The sequence below is a fragment of the Methanofollis liminatans DSM 4140 genome (assembly GCF_000275865.1).
GTDB classification, from domain to species: domain Archaea; phylum Halobacteriota; class Methanomicrobia; order Methanomicrobiales; family Methanofollaceae; genus Methanofollis; species Methanofollis liminatans.
This window is the reverse complement of sequence record NZ_CM001555.1, coordinates 2409944-2421970: the sequence shown is the minus strand read 5'-3', so window position 1 is coordinate 2421970 and position 12027 is coordinate 2409944. Positions and strand designations below refer to the sequence as shown.

Below are 12027 nucleotides of genomic sequence, written 5' to 3'. Positions count from 1 at the left end.
CCGAGCACCACGTCACACCCCGTGCGGGTGTGTGGATTGAAATCGATCTCGGTCTCGCCGACGCCTCGGCCTTCACCGTCACACCCCGTGCGGGTGTGTGGATTGAAATACTCAGCCGAACGAGAGCGGCGACGGGTTCGTCGGGGGTCACACCCCGTGCGGGTGTGTGGATTGAAATAGGGCGGTAGGAGGAGCGTGAATGGATGCCCCCAGTCACACCCCGTGCGGGTGTGTGGATTGAAATGCTCCCCTGCTATCCCCGATCGTCGAGCCGTGCCCGTCACACCCCGTGCGGGTGTGTGGATTGAAATAGGGTCACGGTCTCGCAGCGGAAACTCCCGCAGCACGTCACACCCCGTGCGGGTGTGTGGATTGAAATTACCGGCCTATCCACGGCCCTCATACGCGACCTGGTCACACCCCGTGCGGGTGTGTGGATTGAAATGGGTTGGCGACCGGCCAGTCGATAGCGTCCTCGAGTCACACCCCGTGCGGGTGTGTGGATTGAAATATCTCCGGTCTCTTCGATGGCATCATCCAGATGGTCACACCCCGTGCGGGTGTGTGGATTGAAATAAGGGCAGGGCTGTTGGCTGGACGTAGGTGGTGAAGTCACACCCCGTGCGGGTGTGTGGATTGAAATCCTCTCCCCTACCACCGCCGCAGTCGGCGACCCCGTCACACCCCGTGCGGGTGTGTGGATTGAAATATCGCTATTAGTTTGTCGGACTCCATCTTAATCCGTCACACCCCGTGCGGGTGTGTGGATTGAAATATCCTCGCCGTTGTGGCATTCGCGATCGCTATTGGTCACACCCCGTGCGGGTGTGTGGATTGAAATGTTATGCGCGGCGGCACCGAACGGGACTACCTCGTCACACCCCGTGCGGGTGTGTGGATTGAAATAACAAGCGCCGCTCATCGACCGTGCTCGCCCGTTGTCACACCCCGTGCGGGTGTGTGGATTGAAATCCCATATACTGTCCACATACACCATAATCAGGGTGTCACACCCCGTGCGGGTGTGTGGATTGAAATCCCGAAGGGAGAAGACACGCAATCGTTTGACCGAAGTCACACCCCGTGCGGGTGTGTGGATTGAAATAGACTTATGTGTATAGACGAGCATACAATTCGGGCCGTCACACCCCGTGCGGGTGTGTGGATTGAAATCCTCACATAGCCGTCTTGAAAGACCCATATTATAGTCACACCCCGTGCGGGTGTGTGGATTGAAATACCGAGGTCACGATTAACTTCCATTTGCGTTCAAAGTCACACCCCGTGCGGGTGTGTGGATTGAAATACCCTATCGTATTCACGCATTGGCACGCCCTTGAGGTCACACCCCGTGCGGGTGTGTGGATTGAAATATCAGAACCGCCATGATGTTTTGCCGGGACTCGGGTCACACCCCGTGCGGGTGTGTGGATTGAAATCATATCATTCGTAGTCCCGACATTGCGGAGCCAGTCACACCCCGTGCGGGTGTGTGGATTGAAATTTTCAGTGTGCGTGCATGCGTGTGTCCGTGGAGGGTCACACCCCGTGCGGGTGTGTGGATTGAAATGCGTAATTGTCCTTATATGTGCTGAGATAAACAAGTCACACCCCGTGCGGGTGTGTGGATTGAAATCCCGCGTCGGTGAAGGTGGAAGGCGATGTATTCGTCACACCCCGTGCGGGTGTGTGGATTGAAATATTGGCACATCGCCGTTAAGAATGGCTACGGCCGTCACACCCCGTGCGGGTGTGTGGATTGAAATCATGTTTTACCATCTCCGTCCCAAAGCCCTGACTGTCACACCCCGTGCGGGTGTGTGGATTGAAATCAGTTGTCACAATCGCAACATCACCAAATCCGCCTTGTCACACCCCGTGCGGGTGTGTGGATTGAAATATATAGGTTAATCATTTTCCCCAACATCAAGAACGTCACACCCCGTGCGGGTGTGTGGATTGAAATTATGGGTCACTCTAGAGTCTCAAAGTCAGGGCTGTCACACCCCGTGCGGGTGTGTGGATTGAAATATACTTCAGTCTCATTGGCTCAAGCACTCGCCACGTCACACCCCGTGCGGGTGTGTGGATTGAAATAGTTGGGCGTAAACCCGAGGAATCCGAAAAGGGGTCACACCCCGTGCGGGTGTGTGGATTGAAATTATAATCCATACTCGCCCAAGTCGCACTCCACGTCACACCCCGTGCGGGTGTGTGGATTGAAATCTGACACGAACGCAGTGACTCGGCGAGTGCTGTGGTCACACCCCGTGCGGGTGTGTGGATTGAAATCCAAATGTGCGCTATGAAATCCACCGGAACGGCAGTCACACCCCGTGCGGGTGTGTGGATTGAAATTCGATGGGTGTCACGTGCTCTATCAGCATACGTGTCACACCCCGTGCGGGTGTGTGGATTGAAATCAACACATGGATCCCGGTCTCCCCGAGGGCGCGGGGTCACACCCCGTGCGGGTGTGTGGATTGAAATCCCATATGAATGGAGACGACATATATCCTGATAGAGTCACACCCCGTGCGGGTGTGTGGATTGAAATTATGATAGCGATATTAAAACAGTCGGTGATTTAATGTCACACCCCGTGCGGGTGTGTGGATTGAAATAACATTCTAATGGTGTTTTCCATGATATACATCGTCACACCCCGTGCGGGTGTGTGGATTGAAATATACATGTCCATCCAGTCCGAAGTATTCCGGGCGTCACACCCCGTGCGGGTGTGTGGATTGAAATTATAATCCATACTCGCCCAAGTCGCACTCCACACCGTCACACCCCGTGCGGGTGTGTGGATTGAAATTATGTGTCACTCTAAAGCCCCCTTAAGTTTACGCGTCACACCCCGTGCGGGTGTGTGGATTGAAATAGTAGTGCCGGCCGCAGCAGATACAAGCGCCCGCAGTCACACCCCGTGCGGGTGTGTGGATTGAAATAATGGAACTCGCTGCGGAAAAATGGGTGGGAACCGTCACACCCCGTGCGGGTGTGTGGATTGAAATTTGTGGGGCGTTGACTGATTTCTCGGGTTTCGGCGTCACACCCCGTGCGGGTGTGTGGATTGAAATGAGTTCTCCGGCCCGTGCGAGACCGCTGACGATTGTCACACCCCGTGCGGGTGTGTGGATTGAAATCCTGCAGGGCGTCCCGAAGACCGTGTCGTCGGGCGTCACACCCCGTGCGGGTGTGTGGATTGAAATCTCCTCCTCGCGCTCCTCCTGACCCCGGCCGCCCGTCACACCCCGTGCGGGTGTGTGGATTGAAATAGGGGTTGGTTGTTCGGTCATTTTTTCACCTACAGTCACACCCCGTGCGGGTGTGTGGATTGAAATACGTTCCGGCTGCCCGTCGCCTATGACCCGGCCGGTCACACCCCGTGCGGGTGTGTGGATTGAAATGACCTCTACCTCGGCGATGACCAATATACGGCGAGTCACACCCCAAGCGGGTGTGTGGATTGAAATCTCATGCGCGGCGGCACCGAGCGGGACTACCTCTGTCACACCCCACGCGGGTGTGTGGATTGAAATTCAAACATAATCTTATCAAATATATCTGTCATTGTCACACCCCACGCGGGTGTGTGGATTTATTTCCTATAGGGACGTGGATCCGGGGATCTTGTACGTATTATAGGGAGATCAGGATTATAGGACTGAAGATGTTGGAAAATATGAATGAACCGAAAGAGTAATTGGAGAAATTGGTGGAGTAAAAGTAGAATAATCCGTCTTTTTCTCTTCTCTTTCTCCTATATTCTCCTCCTTTTCTCCCGGTGATGGTCAATTCGGTTCAAGATGTGTATGGCCCCTGGGATCGCTTGTTAGCCCTTGGCTTTGTCAGGGGAGAGGGATTGATCAATAGCGTGGGCTCTCCGTCGTGAGGGAGGGAAAGGTTCACCCTCTCCATCCATGGTGCGAGGCCACGCGGGATCGATCCCATCTCCAGCGTGGGGAGTTGTCCTCTCTGGAGGGTGCACCGCGCCTTCTTACTCTCTCTGTATCATCCCCGCGCCGCCTGAAGGTTAGGACGGCCCGAAACTGTATGGACAGATACATAACTGTCATGACAGTGGAATCAGAGATTATAATGGTTAGATAATGCCGATAAAGCCGCACAATGGACGTAAAAATGATAATTGTCTCAGACGTCTGTGGCGACAGGTGCAGAAAACTCTCTGGGAAAACGGCAAGAATCCCTCCCACTTGAGATTCAATCGCATGGGCGCTTCCGCTCTCTAAAAAAACTACAAATAATCAGATAAAACGTGAAAAGAAAGATAATTCATGGGCCCGCTGAGATTCGAACTCAGGACCTCCGCCGTGTGAAGGCGACGTCATGACCAGCTAGACCACGAGCCCAGATGCATCGACCGGGAATTGAACCCGGGCTATTGGCTTGGAAGGCCAAAGTCATGCCACTAGACCATCGATGCGCGAGTGTCTGTGTGACACCCTATATGATCTGTGTGATGAGTTTAAAATGGTATTGCCGGGGATCTACCTCGACGAATACCCCATCTCCTCTGCCACCTGCTCCAGGGCCGCCACGCGCTTTTCCAGGGGCGGGTGGGTGGAGAAGAGTTCCATTAAGGTGTCGCCCGAGAGGGCCGGGATGATGAAGAAGGCGTTCGCCCCCTCGACCGCCCGCTTCTTCTCGGCCGGCACCATGTCCATCCTCCCGCTGATCTTGTAGAGCGCCGAGATCAGCGCCTTGGGCTGGCCGGTGATATAGGCGCTGCCGCGGTCGGCCGCAAACTCCCGGTACCGGGAGAGCGAGCGGATCAGCAGGGTGGAGACGATCCAGACGACGATGGCGACGATCCATGCGATCAGCCACGGGCTCCCTTCCCGCCGGTCGCCGATGGAGAAGAGCCATGCGTTCTGCATGATGATCGTGGCGATCATCGCGATGAACGAGGCGATCGTCAGGGTAAGGACGTCGCGGTTCTTCACGTGCGAGAGCTCGTGGGCGATCACCGCTTCGAGTTCCTCGCGGGTCAGGAGCCTCGCAATCGAGTCGGTCACCGCCACCACGGCGTGGGAGGGCGACCGCCCGGTCGCAAAGGCGTTCGGCACCGGCGACGGCATCACGGCCACGCGGGGCTTGGGGATCCCGGCCTCAGTGGAGAGTTTCTCCACCATCCGGTGGAGTTCGGGATACTCCTCGGCGCTCACTTCCCGGGCGCCCGTGCTCCAGAGCACCAGCCGATCTGAGAAGAAGTACTGGCCGAACGCCATCACGAAGGCGATTGCAAACAGCCCCCACATCCCAATCCCCGGGAACAGGGCCCCGAGAACTGTGAGGAAGATCAGGTAGACCAGGAGCAGGAGTGCCCAGGTCATGATGACCCTCATCGTGAGCCCTATGTCACGCTTCCATTTCATATTACTATCAGGTATTCACTCTCAGCCTATAATACCTGTGAAACCGCGAACGGGTGAAGAGATCCTATTTCTATCGGCGGCTTCAAACAGTGAGGTCAGATGGAACTCGACGAAGTGACAATCAGCAGGGCGATCCTCGCCACACAGATGGAAACGATGGTCGAATACCTCGACCTCGACGTCGCCGTCGTCGGCGGGGGCCCCTCCGGGATCACCTGTGCGGCCCTCCTTGCGGAGAAAGGGGTCAAAGTCGGACTCTTCGAGAAGAAGCTCTCCATCGGGGGCGGGATGTGGGGCGGCGGCATGATGTTCCCGCGCATCGTCGTCCAGGCGGAGGCGAAGCGGATCCTGGACCGCTTCGGGATCGCATCGAAGGAGTTCGAGCCCGGCTACCACGTGGCGAAATCGGTCGAGGCGGTCTCAAAACTCACCGCCGCCGCCTGCACCGCCGGGGCCGAGTTCTTCAACCTCATTGCCGTCGAGGACGTCGTGATCAAGGGCGACGGCCGCCTCGCCGGCCTGGTCGTCAACTGGAGCCCGGTCGAGATGGCCGGCCTCCACATCGACCCCCTCACCATCAGGTGCAAAGCCGTCGTCGACGCCAGCGGCCACGACGCCACCATCGCCCACATGGTCGCGAAGAAGGGCGGCGACCTGCCCATCCGCGGCGAGGGGTTCATGTGGGCCGACCGCGCCGAGGGCAACATCCTTGAGCACACGAGAGAGGTCTTCCCCGGCCTCTTCGTCTGTGGCATGGCCGCCAACGCCGTCGCCGGCGAGTGCCGCATGGGCCCGATCTTCGGCGGCATGCTCCTCTCAGGCGAGCGGGCCGCCGACCTGGCGGCCGCGGCTGTGCTGCACCCCTGAAGAGGGGCACCACCAGAGATACTCCCATGCACACCCTCGACGATATCCGGGCATATCTCACGGCTATCCTCGCCGACCCTGAGGTCAACCGCCTCTCGCCCGACGACGCCGAACCCGCATGGGGCCCGCCCCTCCTCGGGGTGAGCGACGGCGACGACCCCCTCTACGAGGAGATCAAAAAGGATATCGGCCCCTTCCACTGGACCCCGCGCCGGATCTTCGCCCTCTCCTTCCCCGACCTGACGGTCCCGCTCGGCGGCTTCTCGGTCATCGCCTGGGCCCTCCCCCAGACTGCGGCCACCCTGGAGGACCAGCGGGAGGCGACCCTTCTGCCCTCCCGCCGCTGGGCGCAGAACCGCCGGTACGGCGAGGATCTCAACGCCCTCCTCCGCAGGCGTCTCGCTGCTGCCCTCACCGCCGCAGGCCACCCGGCCGTCGCCCCGGTCGCCTCCCCCCTCTGGCGGCGGGAGACCTCGGCACGCCGGGGCGAGGCCTCGACCTGGTCGGAGCGCCATGCCGCCTGGGTCTCCGGTCTCGGCACCTTCGGGCTCTGCGACGGCCTGATCACCGAAGCGGGCAAGGCGGTCAGGCTCGGCTCGGTGGTCGCCGCCCTCCCCCTCACGCCGACGCCGCGGCCGTACGCCGGGCTCCATGACTGGTGCCTCCACTACGCCGGCGGCGCCTGCACCGCCTGTATCGATCGCTGCCCGGCCGGGGCGATCACGGAGGCCGGCCACGACAAAGAGCGGTGTATGGCCTACATCAGGTCGGTCGCCGCCCCCTCATGCGGGGGGATCAACGCCTGCGGTCTCTGCCAGACCGGCGTCCCCTGCGAACACCGGAGGCCGGTCCGCACCCCCTGAGATAACCTTTTTTGATTGCCTCTCCAGAGACATGATCATGGACGATGTCGATTCCGAGGCACTGGCTGACGCAGCATATGGGATCTTTGAGATCCTGCTGAACAAAGAGCTCCTTGCACGCGGCGTACCCCTCTTCGCCCGTGTCGAGGGCGGGATCGACTTCGAAGAGGACTTCCGCGCCATCTTCGCAGCCTTCGAGCAGGACTATCCGCCCCTCGCCGCCGCCCTCCTTGCCCGCTTCGGGAGCCAGGACGCCATATACGACATGCTCAAAAGAGGCGAGGGCGTCACCCCCTCCAGGACCACGCAGATGTACTGGATCGTCGAGGACAACCCCTCCGCGGGCGAGGTCGACGTCACCGGCGAACAGGTCGGAAAATGGCTGATCTTCTCGGACGCCGCCGACGTCGACGCCCTCTGGCAGAAGGTGCGGGACGCCACCGTCGCCGGAGACCTCGGCATCTCGTCAAAGGTGAGCACCGCCCGTCCCAACCCCGACTCCCGCGACGACCGGAAGGTGATCTACGTCTACACGAAAGACTGGAGCGACGAGGCCGATGTCATGCGGGTGCGCGAGCGCCTCCGGGCCCTCGGGGTCACCGGGCGAATCGGCTACAAGCGCAACATCGAGACCTTTGCCGGGGAATACGCCGTCAGGGGAAAAAAGGTCACCTATTACAGTGTGTGACGGCCGGGAACCATCCCGACGTTACGGAAAATCCCCGCAGAAAAAGATGCAAGGGCCCTGCCGGCCCCGCGGGCGGCCGGACGTCCCCTTTTTGTGTGCGCCTGTATCAGGCCTTGCGTTCCTTGTTCTTCGGGCGGAGGTGCTGGTAGCCGCACTTGCGGCATTGCGTCGCCCTCAGTGCATTCCGTGCATTGCAGCGCATACAGATTTTAACGTTGAGCAGTCGTGCTTCAGCTTCGGGGAACCGTGCCATATCTTATCTCACCACGTTTGTCCAGTTCTAAGTACAACGCTCTCTGCATTCTTAAGACTATTGATCTTCCAGCCATGCCCTGAAGGCCGCGAGGGCGCGGGCCCGGTGGGAGATCAGGCTCTTCTCGGCAAGCGGGATCTCGGCCAGGGTCCGCCCTTCGACCGCAAAGATCGGGTCGTAGCCGAAGCCCTCGCCACCCCGCGGCGCTTCGGTCACCATCCCATCGATCACGCCGGAGAAGATCCTGATCTCCTCCCCGTCGGCATAGGCGATCGCCGTCTCGAAATGCGCCTGCCGGTCGGCGACGCCGTCCATGAGTTTCAGGATCCCGGCGTTCCCGATCGTCTCCTGGACATAGGCGGCATACGGGCCGGGAAACCCGTTCAGGGCGTCGACACAGAAGGCCGTGTCGTCCACGATCAGGGGCTGCCCGATACGGGAATAGGCATAGCGCGCCTTCTCCCGCGCGATATTCCGCACGTCGTTGTCCCGGTACTCCGGGATCTCCAGCCGCACGTGCTCCACAACGGCCACGCCCTCGAAGAACTTCGCCACCTCGGCCGCCTTGTGCGGGTTCGAGGTGACGACGGCGATCTTCAGAGGTACCGCCCCCGCCGCTCGATCTCCCGCTCTCGCTCCATAATCGCCGGCGCTTCGGAGAAGGCGGAGGCGTAGCCCCCCAGGAACGCCGCCTTCAGGGACTCGGGGTCCTCCGTCGTGCTCTCCAGCGTCTGGAAGAGGACGTGCAGGTCCACTCCCCGGTCCTCGGTCTCGGCCGAGGTGAACGCAAGCCCGAAATCGATGAGTACGCACCGTCCGTCACGCACGATCATGTTCGAGGTCGTCAGGTCGCCGTGGACGATCCCCGCCGCGTGCAACCGCCCGACCGCCTCGCCGGCGATGGCGAGGTGCTCCGCCGTCGGAGCATCGCGCAGGAGGGCGCCGTCCACCCGCTCCATCGTGATCGTGTCCCCTGAGACATCGTAGATGATCGGCGTCGCCACCCCGCCCTTTCTGGCGGCGGCGATAAGGCGCGCCTCGGCCCGCGTCCGCTCGGCGATCAGCCGTGCGTCCAGCGCCGCCGCCCGGTAGGACTTCGAGACCCGGCGCTTCGTCACCTCGTCCTCACCGATGACCACGACCGCCTCGGCGCCCTGGCGGGCGCCCGCCGCCGGGACCTTCTGCGGCTCGGTCCGCCAGACCACCGCCACCTCGTCGGCGCGGTAATGGGAGTTGGCGCGGGAGTCCTCGATCTGCAGGGTCGCCCCGTGCTCGAGCATGATCTTTCCGGTGTAGGCGATCATCGCCCCGTTGTCCCCGCAGAACTGCCGCTCCGGGACGAAGAGCCTGGCCCCGCGCTCTTCGCACATCACCTGCAGCATCTCGCGCAGGCGGGCGTTGGCGGCCACACCGCCGACCAGGAGCACCTCGTCTTTGCCGGCCTGCGCGAGCGCCCGCTCGGTCACTTCCACGCACATCGCAAACGCCGTCTCCTGCAGGGAGTGGCAGACGTCCTCGATCGGGGCCCGGCTCTCCTGGGCGGCGCTGATCAGCCCGGAAAAGGCGAGGTCCATCCCTTTCACCGTATAGGGGAGGTCGATATACCCGCCGCCTCGGGAGAGCTCCTCGATCCTGGGTCCGCCCGGGTGCGGGAAATCCTTGCTTCGGGCAAACTTGTCCAGGCCGTTCCCGAGGCCGATGTCCAGGGTCTCGCCGAAGATCCGGTACCTTCCGTTCAGGTATCCGAGCACCTGCGTGTTCGCCCCCGAGACATAGAGGGTGATCGGGTCGTCGCACCCGGTCGCAAACCGCCCGATCTCGATGTGGGCGACACAGTGGTTGACCCCGACCAGCGGGACGTCCAGCGCCAGGGCAAGGGTGCGTGCGGCCGTCGCCACCGTCCGCAGACAGGGGCCGAGCCCCGGGCCCTGCGAGAACGCCACCGCGGCGATCTCGCCCGGATCGGTGAGCACGGCGGCGATCACCTCCTTCATGACGGAGGCATGGTGCTGGGCCGCCTCACGCGGATGGATCCCCCCGCTTCTGGGCTGGTACGGGTTTGAATGGAGGGAAACGAGTTCGTCGCCAAAAATAGCGGCACTGAGGTTCCAGGCCGTGCCTTCGATCCCCAGTACCTTTGTGCCCTTTTGCATTCTTTATTCGGTAAATTCAGTATATCCACACTTTCCGCAGGAAAGGCGGTCCTTGTGCTGGGCCATGAAAACGCCCGGTCCGCAACGGGGGCAGTACTTCCGCTGCGGTACGGCCTTCTTGCCGTCGACCGCGAAGTACGCGCTCCGCTTGACCGAGGCCGGGGCTGCTGCCTTCTTTGCTGCCGCCATCTTACTCTGCCTCCGCAGCCTTCGGTGCGCTGCGCTTGATCAGGTAGTCGCGCTCGGTCATCTTCAGGCTCTCCTCGTCGTCGTAGATCCGTGCGACGCCTCTGAGCTCCATCGTGCCGAACTGCTTCTTCATCGAGTCAAGAACAACGAGGCTCTCGCTGGCGTTCAGGAGCGCGCTGATCTTTCCGAGAATCTGGGCCCTCGAAGGGGTGGCCCCGTCGTAGGCGAGGGTAAAATGCACTTCCCTGCGGTTTAAAAGTTCATTCCGGTAGTCACGGGTGATCTGAAATTCCATCGATATCCCTCAAATATTGTCGACCTGGTTATTTAAAACATGAGGGCGCGGGATCAAACCGCCCTATACGCGGACAAAGAGGGAAAGAAGGTATTTTGCCGCTTCTTTCAATGCCGGTGTCACCGTGCAGACAACGACGCCCTCTCCAGGCTGGCCGTACAGGATCACCGTCCCTTCAGGGGCGGCGAGGGCGAGCGGGATCACCGCGAGGTCTTCCTCGCCGTCCACGGTGATCAGGGCCGGGGGATTTTCCACCGCATCCTCCAGCGCCCCGATGAGATCCTCGGTCAGGGTTCCGGCCTGGTTCTTCACCCTGATCCGGCGATAGAGAAAAAGAGGCGTCCGGTTGCAGGGAGCCCGCATCGTATACCCGTCTATCACGGCGATCTCCGGCGGTCTGCCTGCGGCCAGGAGGTTGTGGGTCACCACGTCCCCGACGGCGTACAGGGTTTTGCCCTCCAGGGATGGCAGCGCCTCCTCGAGCTCCGGGAACAGCGTCCCGAATGGCTCTTTAAACTGTTCCCGATGTTCTTCGGGCAGATAAAACATCAGCGGACCTTCAGGGCGTAGCGTCCGGGCATGTCGATGTTCATCTGTTTTGCAATCCCCGAGTGTCTCGGGTCGACGACGATCAGGTAGCCGGCCCAGTCCTCGCTCAGGTTCGTCGACCCGCAGGTCATGCAGGCCTCACCCTCGACCACCTTGTGGCAACTCTGGCAGGCCTTCATCTGTTTTTTCTTACGCGCTGGCGCCATGCTGGCTCTTCTCCTTCTCGCGCTCTTCGATCAGCCACTTATCGGTGCCGAGCCCTGCCTGGCGCATCGTGAGCCCGATCTTGCTCTCGCGCGGCTCGCGCTCGTTGAGGCTCAGGGTGACCACGCGGCAGCGGATCGCCTCGCCCACCTGGATCGACCGTTTCGTCTCCTGGCAGTTGAGGGTGTTGTTCTTCTCGTCGTAGGCGATGTAGTCGTCGGAGATCTGGCTCACGTGGAGCATCGCATCGATCGGCCCGAGCGAGACGAACGCCCCGAAACTGGTCGTCTCGACCACTTCGCCTTCGATGACCTCCTGCAGCACCAGACGGAGCACCAGCGCCTCGAAAGTGACGTCGTAATAGACCGCCCCGTCTCCGTGGACGATCTCGCCTTCGCCGACGTTGTTGATCTTCGTTACGGCGATGAAGATGCCGATCTCCTTGTCTATGCTCCCTTCGAGCTGCTTCTGGAGTTCGTCCAGGATCACATTTCTCAGGTCTTCGCCAAGGCGGTGCGGGGGCACCCTCACCTTGTCATCGAGCGTCACACGGTAATACAT

12 protein-coding genes, 2 tRNA genes and 1 CRISPR repeat array (1 of these 15 running past the window's edge) are annotated in these 12027 nt (G+C 60.8%); of the genes, 3 read left to right on the top strand and 11 right to left on the bottom strand.

What is annotated here, in order from left to right:
* A CRISPR array of direct repeats spans window positions 1–3613; the repeat unit is 32 nt; unit sequence GTCACACCCCGTGCGGGTGTGTGGATTGAAAT; it reaches 1314 nt to the left of the window's first position.
* Between the two features lie 692 nt (window positions 3614–4305).
* The 3 genes from METLI_RS12030 to htpX all read right to left on the bottom strand — a co-directional run bounded on the left by METLI_RS12030 (window position 4306) and on the right by htpX (window position 5405).
* Window positions 4306–4379: transfer RNA gene (locus METLI_RS12030), tRNA-Val, on the bottom strand.
* Between the two features lie 3 nt (window positions 4380–4382).
* Window positions 4383–4453: transfer RNA gene (locus METLI_RS12025), tRNA-Gly, on the bottom strand.
* 64 nt (window positions 4454–4517) lie between these two features.
* The gene (htpX, locus tag METLI_RS12020) at window positions 4518–5405 is read right to left on the bottom strand and encodes a zinc metalloprotease HtpX (RefSeq protein WP_004040739.1); all 888 of its coding nucleotides are present in this window, start codon (window positions 5403–5405) and stop codon (window positions 4518–4520) included.
* A gap of 99 nt (window positions 5406–5504) precedes the next feature.
* Between htpX and METLI_RS12015 the strand changes: the two genes are divergently transcribed.
* From METLI_RS12015 to METLI_RS12005, 3 genes are read left to right on the top strand one after another with little or no spacing between them, the layout of a single operon-like run.
* On the top strand, window positions 5505–6272 hold the full coding sequence (locus METLI_RS12015) for a sulfide-dependent adenosine diphosphate thiazole synthase (protein ID WP_004040738.1): 768 nt from the start codon (window positions 5505–5507) through the stop codon (window positions 6270–6272).
* Window positions 6273–6298: 26 nt separating this feature from the next.
* Window positions 6299–7135, top strand: coding sequence for a hypothetical protein (locus METLI_RS12010; RefSeq protein WP_004040737.1), 837 nt, complete (start codon window positions 6299–6301; stop codon window positions 7133–7135).
* Window positions 7136–7172: 37 nt separating this feature from the next.
* Complete coding sequence (locus METLI_RS12005) at window positions 7173–7823, top strand: putative phosphothreonine lyase domain-containing protein (RefSeq protein WP_004040736.1); 651 nt, start codon at window positions 7173–7175, stop codon at window positions 7821–7823.
* A gap of 106 nt (window positions 7824–7929) precedes the next feature.
* On the opposite strand, the gene METLI_RS12900 is transcribed toward METLI_RS12005, so the two are convergent.
* From METLI_RS12900 to METLI_RS11975, 8 genes are all read right to left on the bottom strand, one after another.
* Window positions 7930–8076, bottom strand: coding sequence for a 50S ribosomal protein L40e (locus METLI_RS12900; RefSeq protein WP_004040735.1), 147 nt, complete (start codon window positions 8074–8076; stop codon window positions 7930–7932).
* A gap of 57 nt (window positions 8077–8133) precedes the next feature.
* Window positions 8134–8676, bottom strand: coding sequence for an RdgB/HAM1 family non-canonical purine NTP pyrophosphatase (gene rdgB, locus METLI_RS12000; RefSeq protein WP_048104258.1), 543 nt, complete (start codon window positions 8674–8676; stop codon window positions 8134–8136).
* Window positions 8673–10229 (bottom strand): bifunctional N(6)-L-threonylcarbamoyladenine synthase/serine/threonine protein kinase, encoded by a 1557-nt coding sequence (locus METLI_RS11995; RefSeq protein WP_004040733.1) that lies wholly within the window; start codon window positions 10227–10229, stop codon window positions 8673–8675. Before METLI_RS11995 ends, rdgB begins: the two co-directional genes overlap by 4 nt.
* Window positions 10230–10232: 3 nt before the next feature.
* Window positions 10233–10418 carry a 30S ribosomal protein S27ae gene (locus tag METLI_RS12895; RefSeq protein ID WP_004040732.1) on the bottom strand — a complete coding sequence of 62 codons (186 nt, stop codon included), beginning with the start codon at window positions 10416–10418 and terminating at the stop codon, window positions 10233–10235.
* 1 nt (window position 10419) lies between these two features.
* Complete coding sequence (locus METLI_RS11990) at window positions 10420–10713, bottom strand: 30S ribosomal protein S24e (protein ID WP_004040731.1); 294 nt, start codon at window positions 10711–10713, stop codon at window positions 10420–10422.
* 63 nt (window positions 10714–10776) lie between these two features.
* A complete protein-coding gene (locus METLI_RS11985) occupies window positions 10777–11262 on the bottom strand; it encodes a GTP-dependent dephospho-CoA kinase family protein (RefSeq protein ID WP_004040730.1) in 486 nt (161 codons plus the stop codon).
* A complete protein-coding gene (spt4, locus tag METLI_RS11980; RefSeq protein ID WP_004040729.1) occupies window positions 11262–11468 on the bottom strand; it encodes a transcription elongation factor subunit Spt4 in 207 nt (68 codons plus the stop codon). Before spt4 ends, METLI_RS11985 begins: the two co-directional genes overlap by 1 nt.
* Complete coding sequence (locus METLI_RS11975; protein WP_004040728.1) at window positions 11452–12027, bottom strand: DNA-directed RNA polymerase; 576 nt, start codon at window positions 12025–12027, stop codon at window positions 11452–11454. Before METLI_RS11975 ends, spt4 begins: the two co-directional genes overlap by 17 nt.